This window comes from Ruegeria sp. CK2, assembly GCF_056536585.1.
In genome coordinates, this window is sequence record NZ_JBQFPW010000013.1 from 36,617 (window position 1) to 60,864 (window position 24,248).

Genomic DNA, 24,248 nt, shown 5'->3' on the forward strand with positions numbered 1-24,248 from the left:
AGGACTAACTGTCAGGTGTTCGAATCTACCACGCCGATATCGAAAGCGGCGACTGTAGGTATTCGGACCGGTTACCGTAGGACATCCGCGCGTGGATCCGATCATGATCTGGACCAGGGCGTCCGTATCAGGTGCGGGTGTTGCTAGTTTCATCGCGAACACCCCCTGTGCAGTGAGTGGCGATCAAAAACCATCCAGATCAGGGCGAACATCGCGGCCAGCGCAGTGACAACCCCTCCCCATTGGATTGCCTCTGCTCGCAGAAACGTATTGATCTCCGACCAGGCAGGGTTCCGGAACACGGTTGTGTTGAAACTGATGTCGATGTTGGCAATGCGGGCTGCAAGAACGCCGAAGATGGTCAGCGCCCCAGGCAGCGCCGCAGGAAACAGGCTGAAGCTGCGGCGGCCGTTCGGGCGGGCACGGGCCATCCGGTAGCTCTGCATCGTTACGACACAGAGCAGGGCCAACACCACGATGGCAGTCACACTATCGCATAGCCCCGCCAGCGCGCCGATCACGGGCAACAGCCACAGGTCCCCCTGACCCAGTACATGACGACCCAGTATCCAACGGGTCAGAAGACCCGCCAATCCCCAAACAAGACCGCCCGCCAGCATGTCCTCGATCGGAAGCCCCAGGTAGAGGTTGAGGCAAACCCCGGCCAGTGCCACCACCGCCAACGCTGCATAGTTGATCTCAAAGGCCCGGATATCCTCTGCAATCAGCAGCAGAAGAAAAATGCTCAGAAGGGTTACATGCAGGATCACTATTCCGCCCTCTTGTAACTGCTGGTCAGAGCGGCGCAGAGAGTGGCGGCGTTGATCTCTTCCATGCAGTCCTGCCACGACTGGCGTGCATCAAGCGCGTCCTCGGGATCTTTCTCTGCCAGATCCAGAAGACCCTCCTGGTACTCCGCGATGCGTTGCAGTGCCTGCACATCCGCTCGCAACGCCTGCCGGAGGGCAATCATCGGCCGCAGGCCAGGGTCGTCCGGGTCCGGCTGCTGGATATCTTGCGCCAATGCGACGGTGGCCCCGGTGATTGCGATCAGCAACGCCGCTGTCGACAGCCGATACAGTCCTGTTCTGGTTGTCAGCATCCCGAGCACGTCCCTGTTTTAAGAGTTTGAATCTGACCGGTGTTTGCCGTGACTGCGGAGCTAAACACGTTGTCTGCCGCAAGCGTGCCGGTCGTCAGAGATTTTGCCTCAATCCCCTGCGCTGACAGATCGGTCACCGCCAACGCATCCAGGGTTGCGGTGCCCTCCGCCACAAGGTCCCGTGCCACGGAAACCGAGTCGTTCGCAGTCAGGGCCTCCACCTTCAATGTTCCGATCGTGGCCTGGTCCGTTACGGTCAACGTGCTGGCGGTGGTCGCACCGCTGATTGTTGCTTCGTTGGCGGTCACCTCCCCGCCCACGGTCAGATCTCCCGCCGCCTCAACATCCCCGTCCACCATCAATGTTCCGGTAATCGTGTCCGCCTGAAGAGTTCCCGCAACCGTGACTTCATTCGCTTGCAGTTCCCCCGCACCGACAAGATCAAACCCGTTCATGAGCAGATCCGTTTGCATCTCGTTCAGCTCGGGAAAGCCCGGCTGTGCAGTACGATGCAGGAAGGGCAAAACATCCCGATCCATCCGAAGCACCCGGATGGCAAGCGCATCCCGGCTCTGCGGTGCGCCCATCAGGGCCTGAACCGCTGATAAATCGTAATCTAGTCCCGGCCCGCGCAGACGATCATCCGCATCCGGAGGGACAAAACCGACGAGGCCCACGCCCTCCCCACCCCGGGGGACATAGCGCGGGTTTTCTTCTCCCGTCAGCGCTGAGGCCCGGGCCAGTATGATCAGTTCCTCCGAACCACGGGCGTGCAGGATCAGCGACACCTCCCGCCCGAGAGCCGTCAGCTGGTTGCTGCCTGAAGTCCAGAGGCCCGTCGCTTCCAGGTCCGCCAGGTCCAGAACCTGCGCATTGCCCACACCGATTTGGGAGTTGATCGTCCCGTTGAGATCCCGCAGGGCCAGTGTTGCACCGGCATCCACCACCTGCGTCAACAGCCGCGCCTCATTCAGACCAGCGATGTTACGGACATGTTGCGTCCCAAATCTTATTCCGAGGTTCAGAACAGGAATAAGAATGAGCAGAACCATTATGGCCTCGATCAGACTAAATCCCCGCCGAGTCTGGCGCGGCCTGCGCAGTCCCTGTTTTTCGATGATACTCAGCATCCGTCGCATGATCCGCTCACCGTCAGTTTTTGTACGTTTGCCTGCACAGCGGTCAGGGTCGTGAGATCGGCTGTGCCTGTCGAAATCCCGCCCTTGGCCAGGACATCGCTGGCCAGAACGGCATCGATCCCGGTGACATCGCTTTTCGTTGTCACCGTCTCCCCAAACATATCCGCCGCTTCAAGCGGTCCCGCCATGGCTGCTATCGTCCCGGCGGCCACGTTATGTAAGACTGTGGTCTGCCCGGCCTGGGCTTGCGTTACATTGATCCCGCCCAGGCCAAGAGCATTGGTGACCTGCAGAGAAAAGGTCGTCACACTCTCATCCACGTCCAGTGTACCAGTCACTTCAGTCAGCAACCCGGTGTGATTGTTGCCTTCGACAATCCCGGTCACGTTGCCCGCAGTGGCGTTCTCCGCGCTAACCTGGTTGACCCCGATGATGGCGTTGCCAGCCAGGTCAAACACCCCCTTCTCGTTGCCGAGTTCCGGCAGCGCGTGGCCGGCCCGGGTTTCCCGGAGCAGATAATCTTCCGGCACCCCGGACAGTGACGCCGTGAGAATGGCGGCCTCATCTGTCCCCAGCGATCGCCCCAGTATCTGTTCGACCCTATTCTCAGCCGACAGCAGGCGATCCTGAAGATCGCCCTCTTTTTTTCCCGAGTTCAGCCCGATGGCTTCCAGCGCATCGAGCAGCCCATCCAGATCCGCATAAGCCGGATCTTCGTTTGCGCTGAGCAGAAGCAGCCCGTACAAATCCGGGTAGTAGCTGAATTGTTCGTTCAGAGTCAGGATGATGTAGGTTATGTCGAACCCGGCGATGTCCGGTGAGACAACCCCGTCCATCCAGTCCTCAAAAGACGTTTGTTGTTTCGGGGGTAGGGAATACCCCAAGTCAATCTCACCCCACCAGGCATGTTTGTGAACGTAGAGATCGAAGAAGGATGCGATCTCCGCGACCTGCTGCGCCCGGGCCAGATTGCGGTCGTGACGGGCTTTGCGCATTTCGCTCTGCCAAAACAGCGCCAGCGTAAGTGTTGCGATCACCAACCCCAGGGCCGCACCCACAACCAGCGACCCGCGACGGGTCTTTCGCGCCATTCGATGGGGCGCAGGTCTGCCGGTGAGCCGAAAGCAGCAGAAAGACGATATGCGGTCGAAAAACATGGGCCGGGTCTCAGAAGGTCAGCGCCACATCGTTAGTGCCGTTGTTGCAGGCCCCGTTGACCGCGATTTCCGTCATTGGCAGCACAACGGGTGTGTTCTCGATGACGAGGCCGTCCAGCCCGGACCCCGAACTTTGAAACGCCAGCGCTGCTTTCTTGCAGGCTGAATCGGGCAGGTCATTGACCGTTACGATGAAATTCCGCTCGTCGCCCTGGATGGTGATGTCGGTGCCATAAGGCGACCTGAAATTGAAACCACCCGCCGCTGTCTCGGCAAATTCTTGGTCGGTAAAACCCTCTCCATCGAGAAATCCAAGCAGGCTTTCATTCGCATAGATGCCGGTATAGCTGTGATAGCGTTCGATAATGGCAACCGCTCGCGTCAACTGGCTTTGCAGCTGGTTGGACCGGAGCATGTTCATCATGCCGTTGTACAGTCCGTACAGACCAATAATTACGACAGTAATCACTAGCAGGTAGAGCATTCCCCCGATCAGGCTTCCCCGACGCTTGCGGCGGGGATGGCGCATCCTGCGCCGGTTGCCTCGCTCTTGTGGACGGGTGGTGTCCCTTGCCCGTGTCCCGGAATGAAACCCGGGGTGAGTTGGTTGCAAAAAAGTCCGTGTAAGCATGGCTGTTTTCTTCCTGCTAATGAACCGAAAGGGTTTGCATGATGGACATGAAACTGAGCGCCCCGCCGCCAACCGCTGCGGCGATTACCGCCATCAGCAGCACGTTCAGAATGGCTGTGCGTTCCTTGATCGTTGTGTCGAAATCTTCGAGCCAGCGATCGAGAAAGCCGGAGAACTTTTCGACCCAGTTGTCCTGCTGGGTCAGCACGCCCAGAACCGCATTGAGATCCCGGCCGGGAAAATCATGGCCCGTGGCCTGCAGAGCCTCTTCCCAGCCGTAGTCCTGGACTTCCCGGGCGATTGCCGTAATGCGGGATCTGAGATAGGGCGATGCGTTGGCCGCCATCTGGTCCAGCAGGGCAGAATTGAGCGTTACGCCCATGCGGCCGAGTTCGGTAATCGTGAGTAAGAAGCTCACACCCGTTCGCATCTTGTAGAACGAGAAGGGCGGCAACCGATCGAAGAGCTGCCGCGGAGCGCTTGTCCAGCGGGCAATCGTTAGCTGGAGCCCGAAGATCATCATCCCGAGGACAATCAGCACGATCCAGATATTGGCGCTGAACCAGGTGCTGAACTGCGCGATCAGCTGTCCCCCCAACGGCCAGCTCGACATCGGTGAAATCTGCTCCATCGTCGGAAAGAACGACCCGCCGAGCATGTAGATCACAGCCCCGAGCAGGACAAATCCGAGTAGCGGCTGCGCCAGCGCCGAGCGGAAGGCCCGATGCACCTTGTCCTGTAGCTCCGCCTGTCGCATAGCCGCCCGAAACACCGCCTCCGCACTGGCACGGGCCATATTCTGGAACTGCAAGAGCTCGTCGCTCGGTGCATAGCGGCTGATCCGGTCCTCAAACTCGTCATCGCGAACCCCTTCCCGGATATCGAGAAGAATGTCGCCCACGACCCCCCTGCCCTGTTCACGTGCGACGGTCGCCGCCGTGTTCAGTGCGTCCGACAGCAACAGGCCCGCTTCCACCAGGTCCGCCACCAGGCGCCAGGTCCGCGCCCGGGTCCGTGCATGGAAATGCACGCGCCGCCAGATCAGGACCAGGTTGTCTCTCATTTGGCGTCTCCCCATTTGAGTTCCGCTTTCTGAAACGCGCTCATACGCTCTGACAGGTCGCCATGCTTGCGCACCGCATCCCGCGGGTCGACACGGCCTGCGAGAACCAGCTCGGTCATTTTCTGGGAAATCGTGATGCCGCCCATGCCACCTTCGCTGCGCGGCTTCAGCCAGTGGTTCAATGCTCCAATGGAATCCTGAACCCGCACGCATCGCAGATACTCGACATCCGGTTCAATCACTTCGCCAACGGCGATCTCGCGCTGGTACCCCCACCAGGCCAAACGCCCGATCTCGCTCGTATCCCGATGGCAGGCGTCGCAGCCAGCCGGATTGCGCATGAACACCGCATCCTTGTCACCTTTCAGGGGGGTAACGATCGCCCGATCTTTCGCTGACAGATAAACCTCGCGCATCGGGCGCTTGCAGTGCTCGCAGAGCAACGGCACCAATGTCTGCTTGATCAGCAGCCGGATCAGTCCGGGCTCAGCCAGTTCTGCCGCCGGCACACCCATGGTTGGCAACCGGAACAGAATCCGGTGGGCGCAATCCACGTGCAGTGTTGTATAAAGCTGGTGCCCCGACAGAATAAATTGCAAGGCTTCCCGGCCACCAACCCCATCCCGGATTTCCGTAATCACGCCCACGTCCGGGTTACTCCGCACGAAATGACGCAACGCATCCCGGTATTGGCGCGTGCGTTCTTCTTCGTCGCCCGCAGACTGCAGTGGGATCTGGACCACGCTCGGACGCTTGAGCCGGTATTCAACCGGGTCTTCCAGCATCACAACTTTCAGGTGGCCATGCTCGTCACAGAGTTGCCCGAGGTTCCTGATCAGGGTGGTTGTTTTTCCGTCACCGGTTTCACCGCCAATGATGATCCCGCCCCGCAAACCCGTCCGCACCTTTTCCAGCTTGCCCATCACCTCTGAATCAAGGCCGAGATCCTTAAGCGTGCTGGTGTCGTCACCTGTATTGTAAAACAGCCGACCCACCAGGTGAGAGGCAAGCCGCGTTTCTCCTTCATGCGCCCCGCGCGAACATCGCAACTTCGCTACGCCTGCCGGGAGCGGAAAGTCATTCTTCGGGTTGATCGAAAACCCCTGGAACCCGTACTCCGTCAGGGTGGATTCACCCGTCCCCTTATCCTGGGCATCAAAGGCGCAGGCGATAGCGCCCCGGCCCTCTTCCGACGTCCACGGCTTGCCATGCTGGAACCAACGCCCTGCAATCTTGATCCGCGCATCGGTATGCGTCTCGTGATCGACGATCTCGAAATCCGAGGCCCGCGCTTCCGCCGCGGCCTCGATCAGGGCGCGCAAACGTTGTCGCCCCTTGGACATTTCCGACTGTGCGGCCCGCCTGGCGGCACTCTCCGGACGATAGAGCGCGCGAATCTCGGCCATACTGCGCTGCTCAGTGGCACCCGTTTGCGGGATATGCCCCTGTTTATGCAAGCGCCGAAGTCCTTCGACAAACACGTCATCGTGCGCATAACTCCCTTCCGCGACAAAGCAAGTCCCGTCCTGATGTACGGCAGCAATTTCTTTGAACCGGGCATCTGGTACGTCGATAATGCCGTTCGCCAATACCTTCCATTCCAATGCGGAGGGTTTGAGAGCGCCCAGAATATCCTTCAGAATATTCATTGGTTTGACCCTGCCTCCAACGGGTTCGGAGTAGCGGAAATCTCCGGGTCATACAGTTCCTGCACCGTTGCCGGGATTGCGATCAAACCCCCGCCATCGTATATCTCCGGTGAGGACGGGCGATTGGGCAGCTGCTCCCGTTCACCACCTGCTTCAACCGTCACACCCTGCATGGTGATGACATCGATGCGCACGCCGCCGGGCAATACATCTCCCACCCGCACGGTCAGTTCTTTTCCCGAAGCCGTGTCCAGCAAGACGGCATTCAGACCTGGGCCCATGAACGGTGAACCGAGAATGGCTGCCACCTGGAACGGGGCGGCACAGTACAGCGCGTCCCGGGCGATTTCCTCCGCCTTTGCCGCTTTCAGATCAACCGGGTCCGGAACGGGTGGAGGTGCCGGTTCCGAAACGGGCTCAGGCTCCGGGCACGCGGCGGCCTGGATCGACCCGACCCGGACCACCGGTTCTATCAGACCTTCCAGCAGTGTTCTCAGTTCCCGCTCATTGCTCAGGATCCGCTTTACCTGGTCCTGCCGCTCGGTGCAGATCCGCGTCACTTCATTGTAGAGCGCCGTGGCCGTGACCTGCTGAACATCACTGTAGAATGATGTATACGCCGCCAGTAGTTCATCGAACGGGCAGCTCAGGATATCCCGACCCTGCCCGTTCGACCCTGCCTCACCGGGATTGGATGGTACTGCTCTTGCTCCAGGCAGATCACCAAGTGTCTGCGCCATGGCGCCGGCGGCCAGAAAGCTCATAACAAGGGATAAAACCGGTATTCTGCCATTGAGACGACTATTTCGCATTAGTTGACCTCCGGCTGAGCGTCGGATAGCGCCGCGATGATCTCGGCGGGATCAAGATCGCGGCGAAGCCCGTCCGGCGGGTAGAACCCGACACCGGTTGTGCGGACTTCCCATTCGCCGATCGCCTCGCCCGAACCGTTCAGAACAACTCCGCCTTCAAGCAATTGCGTCCCTGCCTGCAGGGACCCGACGGCCCGTGCGAGACGCTTGCCGGCGATCTGTTCCAGCTGCCGGACGATTGGCGGGGTCTCATCGACGAACTCAAGATCATTTGCGTTTGAGGGGTCGAGAACATCCAGCACACCGTTGCGCCAAAACAGCTCCAGCCGCCAGTCAGGGCCCGGCTGCGCGTGGACATCGCCACGCTCGACAATCCGGTTGTCTTTGGACAGGCCCCAAACCTCATTCTGAGGCACATAAAACACCACTCGCTGCGTCGACGGCAAAATCACCACCTTTCCGAAATGTGCCACTAGCCGGGAAAGGGCGTCCCCCCGCCCTGCCTGTTCGGCGCGCAGCCCCGGGCTTAGGCAAACTCCGATCAGTGCAGCGGTTACTACGGAATATTGCAGACGGGTGGATCGCATCAGTTTCGACTCACAACTTGACAGTTTTTGTCTGCCTTTTTGCCGTACCACTGATGTGCGCATTCATTGACGAATTGGGGTCGCAGGATTCGTGCGCCGGAATCCTGTTTCAGCAGCTCATTATAATAGCGCGATGTTTGCTTAGTATTGACCTCGGCTCCGAGTTCTTCGGCGGTGGGAAAGTCCGGGCAGATTTCCCAGGTAACCGCCGGTATACGTGCCTGCAGGTGGCCGCCGTGAGATTCCAACCAGCGGATATCCTTTTCGGAAAAGCTGTTAAGATCGCCCGTCGCGCCGTTGTAACGCAGAAGCTTATAATCGCGTTTGCCTTCTTTCACCCGCTCCATAAGCGGGTAGCGCACGCTGCGGCCCCTGCGATCAATGGTGCGACCGGTATATTTGGCGGACCATATGGGAAAAGGATTGCCGTTGCCGGGGCTGACCATGCAACCGTGCAAGTTCCCGTTGGTGGCGAACCAGACAACGCTTAAATAACCGCCGCCCTTCTTGTTTTTTCCATTCCACCAGTGGAGCACCCAGGCCGTGTCGGCGAGCAGTGGCTGTACATGCTCTGCAGCCACGTTCTGAAAGATTTTGTTGCGCTTGTAAGTCTTGCGCTTTTCCGCCATGGCCGCGCCAGTTGTGAGTGTCAACGCCAGAAGCACGGTGAGTGCGGGTTTATAAATCTTCATTTTGTCCTCCGTAAATAACGTGAGTGACCGTGGTTAAATTGCTCGGGCCAAGTGGGTTCGAGGGAAAAACTCACATGGTAACCAATGCTGCCATCACGACCAGCTGGCATCGTTATCATCCCCATCCTGCGCGTCATTGACGCCGTCCCCATCATTGTCTTCACGGCCTTCGGGTCCGCCATCATTGCCGCTGTTGGGTGAGTTGTTGTTGCAGCTGCCGCCTTGACGCTCGACTTTCCAGGCCGGCTCGCAGGAGCCGGACACTCGGTTCCAGTCCCCATGGGTGGTGGTGATCGTGTCGGCACGGGTCTGCCAGTCCCACCCCTTGGTGGTCACTGCTCGCTGGTGCGTCACCTTTCCGCGGCAACTGCAATCCGTGCTCTTTTGCTGCATTGTGGACGAAAAGACCCATCTGCGGCAGCTGTTGTCCGTCAGGGCCCAGTCACCCCGGCGCACCAGGTTCACGTTGCTGGCCGACAGGCCATTTTCCCAGCCAGGCTTCATGCCCGAATAGGTGTAGGTGGTGTTGATCACACTGCGCTGGTAGTCCCGGTCACCATGCGTCCAGGGTTCAGCACAGCCGAGCGTTTGAGTTTCCATTGCTGTGCTGACCACAGGTGTGACCGTGGCCGTGGGCGCGAGGTTGTCGCAGTTTGACAGCTGCGACAGCGTGCCTGTCACGTTTGTGGTGTAGTTTCCTTCCGCATCGGAGGGCAGCCAGACGACCTTCGTGAAATCGGTCGGATCCTGCGCTTCGGTGATATAGTAGTCATAAACCGCCCTGCCCTTGCCCGGTACCGTCATGGTCCGGTTCGGTCCCCTGATCACCGCATCACAGGGTTGTACATCCCGCTTTCGAACCGTCCCCGGTTCACGGCAGAAGTCCGCAGTCACCATCCAGTTGCCATCACCACCTTCCGACGCGTCGTAGTACGGAGTGCCGATCTGGTTCCCTTGTGCACTGTAATCCGTTCTCAGATAGCGGCGCTCGGTCTGACCAAGCCCAACCTCTCCCACCGGACAGGCAACCTTCTGCTTTTCCCGTGTGCGCCTTGTCCGGGCCACCCCGTACTTCTGCAGGGCCGAACTGAGATAGGCCACGGTACCAGTGGCCAGGCTGGTCGGATAAGCGCCTTTGACCAGGCAGTCGGGGATACGCATCTGCCGTCCGTTCGAAAAGGCCAGGACCATGCCATCCGACCCCGCTTCCACGACGCCGACAGGGCGTCCGGCATAGCGTTTGCCCCGCCGTTCGGCCTGCAGCACCGGCGCTTCTGCAATCTGCGCGCCTGTCAGGTTGTGCTTGAAATCGGGCGTTCCGAAATAGCTCAGCAGTTTGCCATCACAATACCGGAACCGCACACCGTAGCTTTCGAGGGTGGCTGGCGTCAGCGTTGGAACAAGTGTTCCGTTGATTGTTTCGCTGGCATCGATAGAGGTCAGGATCGCGGAGGTGCGCGCTTCCTGCTGCTCGGCGTTCATTCCGGGTCGCCAGCCTCTCCAGTTGATATACCTGCGGACCTCGGCATGGGATGTACGCAGCACGTTGGTATAGTTGGCCGCCGAGTTCAGAACCTCGTCGTTGAGCCGTGTACGGTCCCAGCTCTGCGCAGCTGCAGCCATCGGGCAGAGGCACAGGCTCGTGCATAGTGCGGATGCAATAAACAGGTGTCGCATCAGGTCGGGTCCTTCTCGAAGGATGAACGCGGCATGTAGCGCGGGGTCAGAGGGGACAGGTCCAGGGTGATGATTTCACCCGTGCGGGAAAGCCGGTTGATCCCGGTCATCGGCAGGCGGTGGGCTGTGGACAGCGCGTCTTCAAGACTGCCCTGCATCTCGATACGGACGCGAGTCTCTGCGCCACCCGGCAGCGTCACCCTGAGACGGGCGCTGCCCAAAAACACCTCGGCCGCCGCATCTCGCAGCTCCGCAGGCGAAAGCGCCTCACCGCCCGACTCCATTTCCATTAGTGGGGCTTCGATTACCTTGGTTGCAAAGAGCCGATTGTCCCCCACATGCAAGTCGACGACCGTGCCCTCATGCACCGCTTCGGCCGCGCGGCGGGCAATCTCGCCGTTATAGCCGTCCCGCAACTTGTATTCCCGATAGGCCACAGCGCCCACGGTTGAACTTCTGGACAATGCCGGATCGTTCATCTCAGGGGTGGCACAGCCTTCCCGCACGATGTCCCAGCCCGGCGCGCGCGGCCAGCCTTCGGCAAACGCCTCGAGACAGCCGTGTTCGAAGGCAGCTCGGTCAAGAATGACCGCAACTTTCGGGACCGCGTCCTGATTTGCTTCCGAAGAACTCAGCCACAGCATACTCCCAAAAACCGCAGCAGCTGCGACGCCAGTACCGGCAATGCCTGCGATTAACAGACGATGCGACGGTTCCTTTCGTGGATTTCCTTCGATGCGAACCGGGTCCATGGAGTTTGTCGGGGCTTCGAACAGAGTAACCTTGAGATCGGTGTCCAACACATCGACGAGATCCTGAGTTGTGGCCAACCGATTGATCCGACCGCTGTCACATTCCCGGGTCACGTAATCGAGAAAGCTTTCGCGGTCCTCGAACAGCATTTCTTCCGCCAGCTTGGGCTTGCCCCGGACAATCACGGCCGCGAAATGCAAATCCTGCGAAGCATCCGCGAAGATCAACAACACTGTGTCGTCCACTGCGGTGTCCGGCAAACTGTCCGCCAGCAGGGACAGCAGGCTGACCGTCCCGATCAGATCCTCTCCGTCCGGCAGATGCGCCGTCCGATCAGCCCAGGTTGCGGCAATCGGAGCGGGTTTCCATAACGGGCGGTTTCCCTTCCGTTCCCAGCGCAGCCCGGCGATGGCCTCCTGACCGTGATATGTCACCACCCGGACCATCAGCCAGCCACCGGAATAATCGCTGGGCGGACCAACACAACCATGCGGATCTTGTCGACCCCGCCCCTGGTCCGTCCGCCCAGCCCGAGGAACCGCGCCCTGCCCACACCAGTGTTGGAGCGGGTGGCCTTGTCCTGTTCGTAGCCGGAAAACACCAATGTCTCGCCTGGCGCCAGTACGTTGTCGTTGAGGATCATCCGCTGATCCACCTTCGGCAATTGCACCGTGCTGCCACCGGACTCAAAACTCTCCAACTCTGTCAGGTCGTTCTGGATCAGCGTCAGGGACAGATGAATACGGTTGCTCTGAACCAACCTCGGCAACGCATGGATCGAGATCCCTGTATCGATCGTCGCTGTTTCAACGCTGGTAGAGACATTCCCGTTTGAATCGGGCGTTGATGTCGTTTTGCTCACATAGTTTTGCGACCTGGGCAGGGCGATCGGTGCTATGGTGCCGGACTGGGCGATGGTGGAAGCCAGGCGGTAATCGACTACGGAACTGTTTTCTGCAAGCGACTGGAAGTTGATGGATCCAAAGTCGTTTTTGATCGTGGCAATACCATTGCCGGTGATCGCACCAATCGCCCCGGCAATTGCGCCGTGCGTGCCAGAGCCTTCAAGACCAACTGCGAATGTATCGCTCTTGCTGGTATCAATGAAATACACTGCAATCTCGATACCGATCCGGGTCGAATACACCTCCTGGAAATCCGTGATCACCTGTGCCGCCCGCGCCTGCACCGAAGGTGGTCCAAATACTGATACCCGACCCATCGTTTCCCCATAAGTGACCTGGGCCGGTGGCGGTGTCACGGCAGTCAACTGCTCTTTCAGGTCCGCCCAGGCATCGTGTTCCTCAATGCCTCGACTAAAGGTGACGCTGCGATTGCCCTCTGCTCCGCCACTGCCTATCACTCCGCCAACATTGCTGGTCAGGACTGACGTTCCCGTCGGCAGAGACAGCTTGTAGCGCTTTGTGATCATCCGATCGAAGGTGATGGCCTTGCCGTCATAGGACCACGCAATATCCATCCGCGCACCGATCTGGTCGAGCAGCTTGGACAGCGCCCCCTCATGATCCACCCGCATGGTCGTGCCGATCGGGATCTTGATGGGCTCACCATCCGGCCTGGTGTAAACGGTTCGGATGTTCACGGGCATATTCGCCTGCTGCGAAATCCGGTTGGCCAGCGTCTTAATGTCCGCCGAGGACCCGCCCGTTGTAATCTTGATGCTGCGTGCGCCTTCCAGGTTCTTTGGCAGTGGCTTGCCACTCTGCGAGCCGCGTTCTACCTGGACCACTTCTCCGTAGAATGGCCGGTTAACTTCGTGCAATTGACCACGCTGAGCGGCCCTCAGCCGCGCCCGTTCATCTGCCGTGCGCTTGATGGTGCTACTGGACAGCCCATCCGCATCCCGGATGGCATCACAGCCTGTAGAAAGGCCGATGGCCAGGAACAGCGCAATGAGTGTTGGAAACGTGCGCATCAAATGGGCCTCCCGATCCTGACGACCTTGTTGGCGTAAATGCTGATTGGCAAAGGACGGCCGCTACTTTCAAAGCCCCGGATGAGTTCCTTCAGCGCATCCTTGAAACTGCCCTGAAAGACAATCGGAACGATCACCTGCCACTCATCCACCCCGTCTTGTGTCACCTTGTACCCGGCCGTCTTGCCCCAGCGTTCGACCACGTCACTTACATATTCGCCGGGACGTGCCGTCCATATGGGAAGTGGAGTGGGAAGGGGCGAAATCGGAACTGGCCCCTTCCCACCGGTCGCACATGGCAATTGGAGGACTTGTCCCGGGAGCAAAGGGGATGAGCCCGACAGCCCGTTTGCCTGCGCGATTTCTTTCCAGCGCCTTACGGTCCCGAGTTTTTTGGCCGCAATCCTGCTAAGTGTGTCGCCTTTCACGACAACATAGCGACACTGCGAAGAGATGGTGTCCGGGGCGCCCGGCGGAGGGGTCTTACCGACAGTCGCAGGTTTGGCGTCTGGTTTTACCTTGCTCCAAAAGCCTTTCGGCAGAGGGAATGGCTCGGTGCGTTTGTTTTGAGCGGGGCTCTTGAGGGGCTTTGCCTTCGCCTGGACTGCTTTGCCGTTGGCAACAGCAACCTCAAACGATTGCTTTGGCGGAGAAGACCGCAGCATCGCTCCCGGCTTCTCGACGACATACTGCCGCCAGTCCGGACATTGAATCAGCGGGGCAGATAAAGCCTGACTTGCACCAAGCGCCAGGGGCAGAGTTAGGGGAATGAACCGGAGTCGCTTAAACATCAGCGCGAGAATCTAATATATCTTAAATATTGACTCATTTTCCGTAAATCAGCCATTTTAATAAATCACTTCGCCGCGCAAATCGGGTTTTAGCCGTACTTATCTCATGCTCTTGTTCCGGAGATAAAAGAGTAGAAACCAAGCACGCATTCACCGACTGACACTCCCAGGATAAGCTCTTTAGATAACCTGAAGGTGCGTCCCTCAAAGTTATCAACAATAAGAGATTAGCGGCAGGGTGCTGCGCAGGGAAAATACTAGATTTCTATTTTTAGATAGGAAAAATCTATGTTTAATGCGTGGCTTTCGGGAAGAACTTTTTAGCCAGGATTTCATCCTGTTCTGAAGATCGAGCATCAATCAAATCTTCCGGATCTAAAGATAGCGCGCGGCATATCTTCAAAAACACCACAATCGTCATGTTTCCGGATCGCAGCATATTATACCAGATCGCAGGACCATGGCCGGTCGCAGTTCCAATCTTAAATATAGACAGTTTTCTGTGTACTCTTCGTGCTTCGAATATCTTCATAACTTCAGTGGTTTCCGGGTATCTCATCTCATCTGGCACCGAAAAAGTAACATCAAACCCATCTGAGATAAGCCAGGTCGGGTGAGTTTCGAGTGCATATGACATCCGGATGAGGTTTTTCAAAAGTAACAGCCGAGTTCCGCCTTCAACCTTCGTAATGTACTGCTGTACAAAACCTGCCCGCTCGTCTATCTCGCGCCGCGATAGACCGAGGTATTCGCGCCTGTCCCGCACATTTCGAGCTACTCTAACCTTTAAATCCTGCTTATGCGGAACAGTTGTGTCGAGCTGAAAACCATCAGATGTGGCACGCTGGTGCCATGAGCCTCTGCAATAGCTTCCAATGTTTCCAGTTTTGGACTGGTTTTACCGTTTTCGATAAAGTTCATCGTAGGCATGGATATGCCAGCCAGTTCGGCCTGTAACAAACCTTTTCCCTTGCGGATCGTATAGCCGAGATTCTTCGCCGTCGACACCGTAGCTGCCTCCCTATTGCAATAGTCGTGCACATTTATCTATTTGACTTAGATTCGTTTTTTGGAATTCGTGGTGATTTGCGAGCGCTTGTTGCCGCTCTATTCTTGTTTCCAAGATTTCTTTTTGTAGAACACGTATCCCCTGTCCAATACTCTCAACATGTCGTAATCCGGCCATCCAAAAAAATTTACGCGCGGATCCGGGTTTGGAAACTACGGCGTTGCGTGACGCGGCAAAAGCAAATTCCCCATCAACACCGCGCCACGCTGTGCTCGACGGAGCTTCCATAAATTTCGGCCATATTGGGATCGAAAGCCAATACTGATACGCTATGAGGTCATAGCCAATAACTATGGCAGATGTCGCCATCTCTTGCGCGAAGCCTTCACGAGCAACGCCAAAGATTGCCAAGGTGGCCACACAGAGCACGTAACGATATGCCACGCACGTGCTTCGTACACTTTGTTCCATATCGAGCAGTATCCAAGTTGGATCAGCGATGGGTCGAGAAGAGCTCATAGGTACACCGCTGGCTCAAGAAGTCTTCGCGATTCTGATGCGGTGATTTTGCAAGGCAATCGGCTAAGCTGACATCAGCTGCGCCGCAAACTGTGTGCAGTTTGGGCTCTCTACCACCGTTCTCCGCGACTTGCCTCCACTGGAAGTAAAAGCCCTTACCAGACCTTCATTGCACTTTGAGGCTTCGCTCGTGAGCACGTCGTGAACCCGGCGCAAACCGGACATTAGTAGTACCAGCGACCTAAGGCAGATGAGCGGACCAATCTGCCGTTGGTGTGTTCTGCTCGAACAACCGCTTTGTGAGCTTTGCAAGACTAAAACGCCTTGGGAGGATTGCAAAATCTCGCTGCGAGTATAAGGCAGTGTGGGAATCGCTTATAGTGCGGACACTTATCTAGATTCTGAGAATCGCGGTTCTCCTCGAAGCTACGTAGATTTATTTATCGGTACGGGAAGCATGATTTTTGTGGTGTGTTTTGGGTTCGCTAGAGTAATAGGTTCTTGAAGCGCTGTTTTGGGGAGAGTTGCTGTTCTCTAAAAGTCCCGGGTCGCTTGCGTTTGACAACTAGGCAACCCGTTGAATGATTGACATGCATTCACAGTTGGTATGCTATCAACAACCATACCGTTCACAGAATTTTGCGGCAAAGTATCGTGAACTCAATGCAGCTAAACGACTGCAATATGGGAGAAAATAATGAAAAAACAAATGCTCGCGCTTGCGCTGTTGATGACTACGACGTCGTTGGCCAATGCAGAAACCTTGCGTTGGGCGCGCTCGGGGGATGCTTTGACGCTTGACCCGCATTCGCAAAACGAAGGGCCAACGCATACCGTGCGCCACCAGATGTATGAACCTCTGATTATCCGCGATACGTCCGGCGCCTTCGAACCCGCACTGGCCACGGATTGGGCTCCCAACGAGAGTGATCCGAATGTCTGGGTGTTCAATCTGCGTCAAGGTGTGAAGTTCCATGACGGCGCCGATTTCACTGCGGAAGACGTGGTTTTCAGCATCAATCGCGCTAAACAGCCGAACTCGGACATGAAAGAGCTGATCAATTCGATCGTCGAGGTGCGCGCGGTCGATGACCATACGGTCGAGATCGTAACCGATGGTCCGAACCCGATCCTGCCGGCGAACCTGACGGATCTGTTCATCATGGACAAAGTCTGGACCGAGGTGAACAACGCAGTTGACGTTCAGGATTTTGAGGGTGGCGAGATCACCTTTGCGACGACTAATGTGAACGGCACCGGCCCCTACAAACTGGTTAGCCGTGAGCCCGACGTGAAAACTGTGATGGAGCGGAACGAGGATTATTGGGGTCGTGATCAGTTCCCGATGGCGATCAGCGAAATCATCTATACACCGATCCAGAACGATGCCACCCGCGTTGCTGCGATGCTGTCGGGTGAGGTGAATTTCCTTCAGGATATGCCGGTGCAGGATCTGGACCGGGTGAATGCCGTGGATGGGCTGGTCGTCAAACAAGCGCCGCAGAACCGGGTAATCTTTTTTGGCATGAACCAGGGTGGGGACGATATCGAAGCCGATAACGTCGATGGCAAGAACCCGCTTGCCGATGTGCGCGTGCGTCAGGCGATGTCGCAGGCGATCAACCGGGATGCCATCAAACAGGTGGTCATGCGCGGGCAGTCGCAACCTGCCGGGATGATCGCACCACCCTTCGTCAACGGCTGGACGGTCGAGATGGACGGTGAAAGCAGCACGGATGTTGAAGGCGCGAAAGCTTTGTTGGCCGAGGCGGGCTATCCTGACGGTTTCTCGATCCGGCTGGATTGCCCCAATGACCGCTACATCAACGACGAAGGCATCTGTCAGGCCGCGGTCGGGATGCTGGGTCAGATCGGTATTACGGTGAACCTGGATGCCAAGCCCAAGGCGCAGCATTTCCCGCTGATCACAGATGGCAAGACCGATTTCTACATGCTGGGCTGGGGTGTTCCGACCTATGATTCGGAATACATCTTCAACTTCCTGGTTCATGGCCGCGAAAGCGATATCGGCACTTGGAACGGCACCGGCTTCGACAATGATGACCTGGATGCCAAGATCAAATCGCTGGCCTCGAACACAGACCTGATTGCCCGCGATCAAGCCATCGCCGAGATCTGGCGTGTGGTACAGGACGAACAGCTGTACATCCCGATCCACCATCAGGTGCTGAACTGGGGCATGGCCGAAAATCTGGACATCAATGTTGATCCCGAGGATCAGCCAATGGTCAAGCATTTCGGTCTGAACTAACCCGAGTCGCCAGGCCCTGGCCTGCGGGGCCTGGCACCAAAAAGTGGGAGCTATCATGAAACGTCTGACCACTGCCGCGTTGTTGAGCGCGCTTGCCCTACCCGTCGCAGCAGAAGAGTTCACATTTGCCGTCACAACTGACCCGCAAACGATGGACCCGCATGCGGTCAATTCTGCCCCTGTTCTGGGGTTTCTGAACAACATCTACGAAGGGCTTGTCCGTCGGGGCAAGGATATGACCATCGAACCGGCACTGGCCACCAGTTGGGAGACCATTGATGGCGGTGCAGGCTGGCGATTCAAACTGCGCGAAGCTGTGACGTTTCACGACGGGGCCGAATTCAATGCTGATGACGTGATCTTTTCGTATCAGCGGGCCTCGGACGAAAGCTCTGACACGCGCAGCTGGTTTGCTCCGGTCAGCGAGGTGGTGAAGGTTGACGACTATACCGTCGATGTGATGACCACCGCGCCGAATCCGATCTTCCCGGACAGCATTGCCAACTGGATGATCATGGACAGCGGCTGGGCCGAGGCAAATGAGGCCGCGCTTCCTGACAAAGAGGCGGGAAACTACGCCACCCTTAATGCAAATGGTACCGGAGCGTTCCGCGTCACCGCGCGCGAGCCGGGTTTGCGCACAGTGTTAGAGCCTTTCGACAACTGGTGGGATGAGGCAGAGCACAACCTGACCCGTGCCGAACTGGTTCCGATTCAAAACCCGGCAACCGCGCTGGCGGCGTTGTTGTCCGGTGATGTGGATTTCATCAACCCGGTCCCCATCCAGGACGTGGCCCGGCTGCAAGGCAATTCAGATGTAAAAGTCATTCAGGGGATTGAAGCGCGTGTCATCATGCTGGGCTTTGACCTGAAAGAAGGCGCAAGCGAGGCCGGTCAGGGTGGTTCCGACGTGTTCCGTGATCCGCGAACCCGCAAGGCGGTGGCCAAGGCAGTCAACGTTCCGGCCATCCTGCAAACCATCATGCGCGGCAATGCCGAAGTGGCCAGCCAGTTGGTCAGCCCAGCGATGCGCGGCTATTCGGCAGCCAGTGCAGACCCTTACGCCTACGACCCCGACGGGGCCAAGGCGCTGCTGGCCGAGGCCGGGGCGGAAGGGGCAGAGGTCAGCTTCAAGTGTTCGAACAATCGCTATCTGAACGACGAAGCCGTCTGCCAGGCGATCACCGCCATGCTGACGCAGGCCGGATTGAACGTGACACTGGATGCAATGCCGGTACAGAACTACTGGCCGGAACTGCGGGCCGATAACTTCGATATGTATCTGCTGGGTTGGTCGCCCGGAACGTTTGACGCTGAACATCCCGTGCGCTTTCTCGCTTCGACCCCCAATGAGGAAAAGAAGCTGGGCTCGTGGAATTTCGGCGGATATTCCAACGCGCGCGTGGATGAATTGTTGCCGATGATCCAGTCCGAGATTGATGAGGCCAAACGTCAGGCGATGCTGGATGAGGTCGCAGGTATCCTGCAAGACGAGGTGGCTTATGTGCCCCTTTACGTTCAGCCGCTGGTCTGGGGTGCACGCAGCAATATCGAGTTGACACAACGGCCCGACAATTTCTTCCTTCTGCGCTGGGTGTCGGTCAACTAAATGCTGTCATACATCATCAGGCGCGTGGCCCAATCGGCGCTGGTTCTGTTCGTCGTTGGCCTTGTCGCCTTTTCCATGTTCCGCTTTGTCGGTGACCCGATCGACAACATGTTGGGGCAGGAACGGACCATGGAAGACGTGGAACGTCTGCGCGGCCAGCTGGGCCTCGATCAACCGTTCCCGGTACAATATGTGAAATTCCTGCAAGAGGCAGTGCAGGGCAATTTCGGTGTCAGCTTCCGTCAGGGACGTCCGGTGGCCGAGATTCTGGCCGAACGTGCCCCCGCCACGCTGGAATTGGCGATGGTGTCGGCTGTGTTCGCCATTGTGCTGGGCATCGCTCTGGGCGTTTTCACAGCCATCCGAAGGGGCGGGTTCGCGGCGAACTTCATCATGTCGGCCTCGCTGATCGGGGTGTCCCTGCCGACGTTCCTGATCGGCATTCTGTTGATCTACATCTTCTCGGTCGAACTGGGATGGCTGCCCAGTTTCGGGCGGGGTGAGGTCGTGGATCTGGGTTGGTGGAACACCGGTTTCCTGACGGCCAGCGGGCTTAAAGCCTTGATCCTACCCTCGATCACGCTGGGGCTGTACCAAATGACCCTGATCATGCGGCTGGTGCGTTCTGAGATGCTGGAGGTACTGCGGCAAGACTATATCCGCTTTGCCCGCGCCCGCGGTCTAAGTGACCGAACCATCAACTTCCGCCATGCGCTGAAAAACACCATGGTCCCCGTCATCACCATTATCGGTCTGCAACTGGGGGCTATCATCGCCTTCGCCATCATCACCGAGACGGTGTTCCAGTGGCCGGGCCTTGGCCTTCTGTTCATCAACGCAATCCAGTTCGTGGATATTCCTGTTATGGCAGCTTACCTGATGATGATTTCGGTCATCTTCGTCACCATCAACCTTGCGGTCGACATCCTCTATGCCTTTATCGACCCGCGCCTGAGGGTCAGCGCATGAACCGTGTAAGACGCATTCTGGACAGCGACCAGTTCTACGCCTTTCGCCGGTCGCCAGTGGCTATGGTCTCGGCCACGGTAGCGTTGGTTTTGATTCTCGCCACCATCCTGGCACCGCTGATTGCGCCGACGAACCCTTTTGATCCCTCCAGCCTCGATCTGATGAACGGCTTCACCCCACCGATGGAGCCCAATGCCTTTACCGGAGAAAGCTTCCTGATGGGCACTGACGATCAGGGGCGAGACGTGTTTTCCACGATCCTCTACGGGATGCGGATTTCGCTGTTTGTAGGCGTGGCAGCCGTTCTGTTTGCCATGGTTCTAGGAATCATTCTGGGCCTTCTGTCTGGCTATTTTGGCGGCTGGACCGAAACCATCATCATGCGCACGGCGGATATACAGCTGACCTTCCCGTCGATCCTTCTGGCGATGCTGATCTTTGGCATTGCCAAGGGTATCACGCCCATTGAGTACCGTGACCAGATGGCGATCTGGGTGCTGATCCTTGCCATCGGTCTGTCTGACTGGGTGCAGTTCGCCCGGGTTGTCCGGGGTGCAACGCTGGTCGAGAAGAACAAGGATTACGTCGCCGCCGCGCGCATTATCGGGCAAAGCCCGCTGACCATCATGCTGCGCCACATCCTGCCCAATGTGCTGTCGCCGGTGCTGGTGATTGCCACCATCTCGCTGGCGCTAGCGATCATTGCTGAGGCGACGCTTAGCTTTCTGGGTGTTGGCGCGCCGCCGACACAGCCCTCGCTGGGGACACTCATCCGCATCGGTCAGGGCTTCCTGTTCTCGGGCGAATGGTGGATTCTGTTCTTCCCAGCCTGCACCCTGCTGGCGCTGGCGCTGAGTGTGAACCTGCTGGGCGACTGGCTGCGCGATGTTCTGAACCCGAGGCTGAAATGACCGATCCCGTTTTGTCGATCCGCAATCTGACGGTAGAAATCCCCACCCGCCACGGCATCTTCAAGCCAGTGGAACATGTGACCTATGACCTGCACCCCGGTGAAATCCGGGGGGTTGTTGGGGAAAGCGGCGCGGGTAAGTCTATGACCGGCAATGCCGTGATCGGCCTGCTGGACCCCCCGGCCCATGTGTCCGAGGGGGAGGTTTGGCTGAACGGCCGCCGCATCGACGAACTGGACGCCGAGGACAAGCGCAGGATTCGTGGCAAAGAGATCGGGATGATCTTTCAGGACCCGCTGACCTCACTGAACCCGCTGTTTACTGTCGGTGAGCAGTTGGTCGAGACGATCCAGTTGCACCTTGGCCTGGCTGCGTCAGAGGCGAAGAAACGCGCCATTGCGCTGTTGGACCGGGTATCGATTCCGGACCCGGCAGATCGGTTCAATCAGTACCCCCACCAGTTTTCCGGCGGGATGCGCCAAAGGGTCGTGATCGCGTTGGCCCTGTGTACCGAACCCAGTGTGCTGATTGCAGATGAGCCCACCACGGCGCTGGACGTATCCGTTCAGGCGCAGGTGCTGGATCTGATCAAAGAGCTTGCCAAAGAGCGCCAGGTCGGCGTCATCCTTGTGACGCATGACATGGGCGTAATTGCCGACACCACTGATACGGTCACCGTGATGTATTCCGGCCACGTCGTCGAAAGCGGAACCACCGATCAAATCCTCGGTGCGCCCACGCATGACTATACCAAATCCCTGATCGCCGCCGTGCCGCGCCCGCATACCAAGGTCGAACGCTTCCCAATGGTCAGCTATGGTGAACGTGAAAGAACCTTCAAGATCGACGATCTAGCGGCGCATTGGGACAAGACCGATTTGTCCAAAACTGGCAAGCTGCTGGAAGTCGAGAACATCACCAAGACCTTCTTGCAGAAAGGCGGGCTGCTGCCGTCGCAACGTCAGTATTTCACAGCCGTCGATCAGGTGAGTTTCGATATTCGCGACGGCGAGGTTTTTGGCCTAGTCGGCGAAAGCGGGTCCGGGAAATCCACTGTCGCGCGGATGATCGGCACGCTCTACCCGTTGGATAGTGGTCGCGTGATCTTTGATGGCGAGGACGTTACGGCGATGGGCACGGATGCTCTGCAAGCCTATCGCCGGCAGATTCAAATGATCTTTCAGGATCCGTTTTCAAGCCTCAATCCCCGTATGAGGGTCGGGGATCTTGTAGCCGAGCCGATCCATCACCACCAAATTCTTCCAAAGGCCCAAATCGGCCCGCGCGTACGCGAGTTATTGGACTGGGTTGGTTTGGCAAAGGACGCGTGGCGCAAATACCCCCATGAGTTCTCTGGGGGGCAGCGCCAACGTATATGCATCGCCCGCGCACTTGCAACGCAGCCGCGGTTTTTGATCTGCGACGAACCAACAAGTGCGCTGGACGTCTCGATTCAGGCGCAAATCCTGAACATCCTCAAAGATCTGCAGGATCACCTCGGCTTGACAATGCTCTTCATCAGTCACGATCTTCCGGTCGTACGTCAGATGTGTGACCGGGTCGGCGTGATGCGCCAGGGAAAGCTGGTTGAGGTGCAGGAAACGGCCTCGTTGTTCGCAACTCCAGAGCATCCGTACACAAGGGAACTTTTGGATTTGATGCCCCGGTTAAAGCAGTTGGCGTAATCTTACCGACTTAGTCTTGCATCGGTTTTTTCAGAAGAAATCATTTGAGAGGTGAAGTCGTAAGCAATCAACGGTAGTTAAAACACAGACACTTTCCTGATACGGTTCCGTCGCTAAGCATCGGGTTGATCCTGTAAACCTAAGACTGTCTCAGGTTCCGATTACAAAATTGGGGTATACTGGCGAAACCGACGGACTCTGCGCGTGAGTTGACCTTCGGGATTCATGTTCGCAAACTCAATACCGCCCGACGTGGCCACTTCTGAAGCCAGGGCTTTCGCACTCAACCTACCGAACCCCAACGTAGCAACCCTTTCTTCTGCTGTCTCCGCGAATGACCGCTATGCAGGCTACGAATGCAGAGTATAGACCGAATACCGCAAGCCAGCTAAGAGCTGCATTGGATTTCGGCTTTCAGCGCTTTGCCCTTGTTTGTGTATCGCGCAGAATCCGGGGGTCATGGGCTCACTGCAGCCGTTCTTTATTATCAGCCCAATTGGGAGTTTGAGCCCTGAGTTGCCATCGACAAGGCTTCGGTCCTTTGCAGGTGCAGTACGTCGCGAACCGCACATTCCAGACATTCAAACGAGGTGGCAAATGACGGGAGAGCGGACTCTCGCGGCATCCACCCAAAGGGTCACTGCCGCTTCGTTAGGCAAAACCAAGTGCCATTGACCCAAATCAAGAAACCCACCCGTTGAATAGTGTAGTGCTAAGCAATGCCCGCAGCAACGAACAAGACTGATTTGCTTGCCGCCTTCGATAAGGACTTGGCAAAGCTACGCAAAACGCTCGATGGCGTCGATGAAGCGCGTTCCTGTTTGTCGACCCCTGAAGACCAAACCACGATCAAAGGTGTCATCGCTCACCGCACCCATTGGATGGGCATGTTCCACGTTTGGTACGAAGACGGCGTTGCGGGACGCGAGGTTCATGTGCCAGCCAGGGGCTACAAATGGAACCAACTCAAAGAATACAACGCGTCACTGTATGCGAGAGGCAACGAGACACCTTGGGCGGGCCTGCTCTCGGAATTCGAGTCCGCCTGCGATAAACTGCGTCGATTTATCGAGGCTCAAGACGATGTCACGCTTTACTCCAGTGGTGTGCACCCATGGACCGGTAAATGGTCTCTTGGTCGGTTTGCCGAGGCGTCTGGTCCATCACATTTTCGGTCTGCAAACTCTTACATTCGTAAGGTGCTGCGCACCGCCAGCAGAGGCTAGTTCTACCGTTCACACAGCTTATTATCGAGACTGCAAAACAAACGTGTGCTCGCCCTCGT

Annotated in this window: 23 protein-coding genes; 6 read left to right on the forward strand and 17 right to left on the reverse strand. The window is 57.5% G+C overall.

The window, feature by feature from the left end:
• Positions 1 to 149: 149 nt before the first annotated feature.
• The 17 genes from ACR0BU_RS17990 to ACR0BU_RS18070 all read right to left on the reverse strand — a co-directional run bounded on the left by ACR0BU_RS17990 (position 150) and on the right by ACR0BU_RS18070 (position 15,442).
• Positions 150 to 770 carry a prepilin peptidase gene (locus tag ACR0BU_RS17990; protein WP_480738365.1) on the reverse strand — a complete coding sequence of 207 codons (621 nt, stop codon included), beginning with the start codon at positions 768 to 770 and terminating at the stop codon, positions 150 to 152.
• Positions 770 to 1,102: a hypothetical protein gene (locus tag ACR0BU_RS17995; RefSeq protein WP_480738363.1), complete on the reverse strand. Its 333-nt coding sequence runs from the start codon at positions 1,100 to 1,102 to the stop codon at positions 770 to 772. The genes ACR0BU_RS17990 and ACR0BU_RS17995 overlap by 1 nt, the downstream gene beginning before the upstream one ends.
• Positions 1,096 to 2,154 (reverse strand): bactofilin family protein, encoded by a 1,059-nt coding sequence (locus ACR0BU_RS18000; RefSeq protein ID WP_480755751.1) that lies wholly within the window; start codon positions 2,152 to 2,154, stop codon positions 1,096 to 1,098. The genes ACR0BU_RS17995 and ACR0BU_RS18000 overlap by 7 nt, the downstream gene beginning before the upstream one ends.
• Positions 2,155 to 2,225: 71 nt before the next feature.
• A complete protein-coding gene (locus tag ACR0BU_RS18005) occupies positions 2,226 to 3,332 on the reverse strand; it encodes a hypothetical protein (RefSeq protein WP_480738361.1) in 1,107 nt (368 codons plus the stop codon).
• A gap of 76 nt (positions 3,333 to 3,408) precedes the next feature.
• The gene (locus tag ACR0BU_RS18010) at positions 3,409 to 4,029 is read right to left on the reverse strand and encodes a hypothetical protein (protein ID WP_480738360.1); all 621 of its coding nucleotides are present in this window, start codon (positions 4,027 to 4,029) and stop codon (positions 3,409 to 3,411) included.
• A 16-nt stretch (positions 4,030 to 4,045) separates the two neighbouring features.
• Positions 4,046 to 5,092 carry a type II secretion system F family protein gene (locus tag ACR0BU_RS18015; RefSeq protein WP_480738359.1) on the reverse strand — a complete coding sequence of 349 codons (1,047 nt, stop codon included), beginning with the start codon at positions 5,090 to 5,092 and terminating at the stop codon, positions 4,046 to 4,048.
• Complete coding sequence (locus tag ACR0BU_RS18020; protein WP_480738358.1) at positions 5,089 to 6,741, reverse strand: ATPase, T2SS/T4P/T4SS family; 1,653 nt, start codon at positions 6,739 to 6,741, stop codon at positions 5,089 to 5,091. The genes ACR0BU_RS18015 and ACR0BU_RS18020 overlap by 4 nt, the downstream gene beginning before the upstream one ends.
• A complete protein-coding gene (locus ACR0BU_RS18025) occupies positions 6,738 to 7,553 on the reverse strand; it encodes a hypothetical protein (RefSeq protein ID WP_480738357.1) in 816 nt (271 codons plus the stop codon). The genes ACR0BU_RS18020 and ACR0BU_RS18025 overlap by 4 nt, the downstream gene beginning before the upstream one ends.
• Positions 7,553 to 8,140, reverse strand: a complete 588-nt coding sequence (locus ACR0BU_RS18030) for a hypothetical protein (RefSeq protein WP_480738356.1) — start codon at positions 8,138 to 8,140, stop codon at positions 7,553 to 7,555. Before ACR0BU_RS18030 ends, ACR0BU_RS18025 begins: the two co-directional genes overlap by 1 nt.
• Positions 8,140 to 8,832, reverse strand: coding sequence for a hypothetical protein (locus tag ACR0BU_RS18035; protein WP_480738355.1), 693 nt, complete (start codon positions 8,830 to 8,832; stop codon positions 8,140 to 8,142). The genes ACR0BU_RS18030 and ACR0BU_RS18035 overlap by 1 nt, the downstream gene beginning before the upstream one ends.
• Positions 8,833 to 8,925: 93 nt before the next feature.
• Complete coding sequence (locus tag ACR0BU_RS18040; protein WP_480738354.1) at positions 8,926 to 10,509, reverse strand: hypothetical protein; 1,584 nt, start codon at positions 10,507 to 10,509, stop codon at positions 8,926 to 8,928.
• A complete protein-coding gene (locus ACR0BU_RS18045; RefSeq protein WP_480738353.1) occupies positions 10,509 to 11,708 on the reverse strand; it encodes a hypothetical protein in 1,200 nt (399 codons plus the stop codon). The genes ACR0BU_RS18040 and ACR0BU_RS18045 overlap by 1 nt, the downstream gene beginning before the upstream one ends.
• The gene (locus ACR0BU_RS18050; RefSeq protein ID WP_298937234.1) at positions 11,708 to 13,198 is read right to left on the reverse strand and encodes a secretion protein; all 1,491 of its coding nucleotides are present in this window, start codon (positions 13,196 to 13,198) and stop codon (positions 11,708 to 11,710) included. The genes ACR0BU_RS18045 and ACR0BU_RS18050 overlap by 1 nt, the downstream gene beginning before the upstream one ends.
• The gene (locus tag ACR0BU_RS18055) at positions 13,198 to 13,989 is read right to left on the reverse strand and encodes a TcpQ domain-containing protein (protein WP_480738352.1); all 792 of its coding nucleotides are present in this window, start codon (positions 13,987 to 13,989) and stop codon (positions 13,198 to 13,200) included. The genes ACR0BU_RS18050 and ACR0BU_RS18055 overlap by 1 nt, the downstream gene beginning before the upstream one ends.
• A gap of 292 nt (positions 13,990 to 14,281) precedes the next feature.
• Complete coding sequence (locus ACR0BU_RS18060; protein ID WP_480738351.1) at positions 14,282 to 14,755, reverse strand: helix-turn-helix domain-containing protein; 474 nt, start codon at positions 14,753 to 14,755, stop codon at positions 14,282 to 14,284.
• A gap of 20 nt (positions 14,756 to 14,775) precedes the next feature.
• Positions 14,776 to 14,997 (reverse strand): helix-turn-helix domain-containing protein, encoded by a 222-nt coding sequence (locus tag ACR0BU_RS18065; protein ID WP_299082901.1) that lies wholly within the window; start codon positions 14,995 to 14,997, stop codon positions 14,776 to 14,778.
• A gap of 13 nt (positions 14,998 to 15,010) precedes the next feature.
• Positions 15,011 to 15,442, reverse strand: a complete 432-nt coding sequence (locus tag ACR0BU_RS18070; RefSeq protein ID WP_480738350.1) for a hypothetical protein — start codon at positions 15,440 to 15,442, stop codon at positions 15,011 to 15,013.
• A gap of 772 nt (positions 15,443 to 16,214) precedes the next feature.
• On the opposite strand from ACR0BU_RS18070, the gene ACR0BU_RS18075 reads away from it, so the two are divergent.
• The 6 genes from ACR0BU_RS18075 to ACR0BU_RS18100 all read left to right on the forward strand — a co-directional run bounded on the left by ACR0BU_RS18075 (position 16,215) and on the right by ACR0BU_RS18100 (position 24,189).
• Positions 16,215 to 17,789 (forward strand): ABC transporter substrate-binding protein, encoded by a 1,575-nt coding sequence (locus ACR0BU_RS18075; RefSeq protein WP_299082899.1) that lies wholly within the window; start codon positions 16,215 to 16,217, stop codon positions 17,787 to 17,789.
• A 55-nt stretch (positions 17,790 to 17,844) separates the two neighbouring features.
• Positions 17,845 to 19,398, forward strand: a complete 1,554-nt coding sequence (locus tag ACR0BU_RS18080) for an ABC transporter substrate-binding protein (RefSeq protein ID WP_480738349.1) — start codon at positions 17,845 to 17,847, stop codon at positions 19,396 to 19,398.
• Positions 19,399 to 20,367, forward strand: a complete 969-nt coding sequence (locus ACR0BU_RS18085) for an ABC transporter permease (RefSeq protein WP_299082895.1) — start codon at positions 19,399 to 19,401, stop codon at positions 20,365 to 20,367. It begins immediately after the preceding gene.
• Positions 20,364 to 21,278 carry an ABC transporter permease gene (locus ACR0BU_RS18090; RefSeq protein WP_299082893.1) on the forward strand — a complete coding sequence of 305 codons (915 nt, stop codon included), beginning with the start codon at positions 20,364 to 20,366 and terminating at the stop codon, positions 21,276 to 21,278. The genes ACR0BU_RS18085 and ACR0BU_RS18090 overlap by 4 nt, the downstream gene beginning before the upstream one ends.
• Positions 21,275 to 22,963, forward strand: coding sequence for an ABC transporter ATP-binding protein (locus ACR0BU_RS18095; RefSeq protein WP_299082891.1), 1,689 nt, complete (start codon positions 21,275 to 21,277; stop codon positions 22,961 to 22,963). Before ACR0BU_RS18090 ends, ACR0BU_RS18095 begins: the two co-directional genes overlap by 4 nt.
• A gap of 719 nt (positions 22,964 to 23,682) precedes the next feature.
• Entirely contained in the window at positions 23,683 to 24,189 is a 507-nt protein-coding gene (locus tag ACR0BU_RS18100) for a ClbS/DfsB family four-helix bundle protein (RefSeq protein WP_299082889.1), read from the forward strand.
• Positions 24,190 to 24,248 lie beyond the last annotated feature (59 nt).

Bases quoted from the DNA above. Each gene is read 5' to 3' on its own strand.
- ACR0BU_RS17995 (WP_480738363.1), bottom strand. From the start codon at position 1,102: ATGCTGACAACCAGAACAGGACTGTATCGGCTGTCGACAGCGGCGTTG.
- ACR0BU_RS18000 (WP_480755751.1), bottom strand. From the start codon at position 2,154: ATGGTTCTGCTCATTCTTATTCCTGTTCTGAACCTCGGAATAAGATTT.
- ACR0BU_RS18005 (WP_480738361.1), bottom strand. From the start codon at position 3,332: ATGGCGCGAAAGACCCGTCGCGGGTCGCTGGTTGTGGGTGCGGCCCTG.
- ACR0BU_RS18010 (WP_480738360.1), bottom strand. From the start codon at position 4,029: ATGCTTACACGGACTTTTTTGCAACCAACTCACCCCGGGTTTCATTCC.
- ACR0BU_RS18015 (WP_480738359.1), bottom strand. From the start codon at position 5,092: ATGAGAGACAACCTGGTCCTGATCTGGCGGCGCGTGCATTTCCATGCA.
- ACR0BU_RS18020 (WP_480738358.1), bottom strand. From the start codon at position 6,741: ATGAATATTCTGAAGGATATTCTGGGCGCTCTCAAACCCTCCGCATTG.
- ACR0BU_RS18025 (WP_480738357.1), bottom strand. From the start codon at position 7,553: ATGCGAAATAGTCGTCTCAATGGCAGAATACCGGTTTTATCCCTTGTT.
- ACR0BU_RS18030 (WP_480738356.1), bottom strand. From the start codon at position 8,140: ATGCGATCCACCCGTCTGCAATATTCCGTAGTAACCGCTGCACTGATC.
- ACR0BU_RS18035 (WP_480738355.1), bottom strand. From the start codon at position 8,832: ATGAAGATTTATAAACCCGCACTCACCGTGCTTCTGGCGTTGACACTC.
- ACR0BU_RS18040 (WP_480738354.1), bottom strand. From the start codon at position 10,509: ATGCGACACCTGTTTATTGCATCCGCACTATGCACGAGCCTGTGCCTC.
- ACR0BU_RS18045 (WP_480738353.1), bottom strand. From the start codon at position 11,708: ATGGTCCGGGTGGTGACATATCACGGTCAGGAGGCCATCGCCGGGCTG.
- ACR0BU_RS18050 (WP_298937234.1), bottom strand. From the start codon at position 13,198: ATGCGCACGTTTCCAACACTCATTGCGCTGTTCCTGGCCATCGGCCTT.
- ACR0BU_RS18055 (WP_480738352.1), bottom strand. From the start codon at position 13,989: ATGTTTAAGCGACTCCGGTTCATTCCCCTAACTCTGCCCCTGGCGCTT.
- ACR0BU_RS18075 (WP_299082899.1), top strand. From the start codon at position 16,215: ATGAAAAAACAAATGCTCGCGCTTGCGCTGTTGATGACTACGACGTCG.
- ACR0BU_RS18080 (WP_480738349.1), top strand. From the start codon at position 17,845: ATGAAACGTCTGACCACTGCCGCGTTGTTGAGCGCGCTTGCCCTACCC.
- ACR0BU_RS18085 (WP_299082895.1), top strand. From the start codon at position 19,399: ATGCTGTCATACATCATCAGGCGCGTGGCCCAATCGGCGCTGGTTCTG.
- ACR0BU_RS18090 (WP_299082893.1), top strand. From the start codon at position 20,364: ATGAACCGTGTAAGACGCATTCTGGACAGCGACCAGTTCTACGCCTTT.
- ACR0BU_RS18095 (WP_299082891.1), top strand. From the start codon at position 21,275: ATGACCGATCCCGTTTTGTCGATCCGCAATCTGACGGTAGAAATCCCC.
- ACR0BU_RS18100 (WP_299082889.1), top strand. From the start codon at position 23,683: ATGCCCGCAGCAACGAACAAGACTGATTTGCTTGCCGCCTTCGATAAG.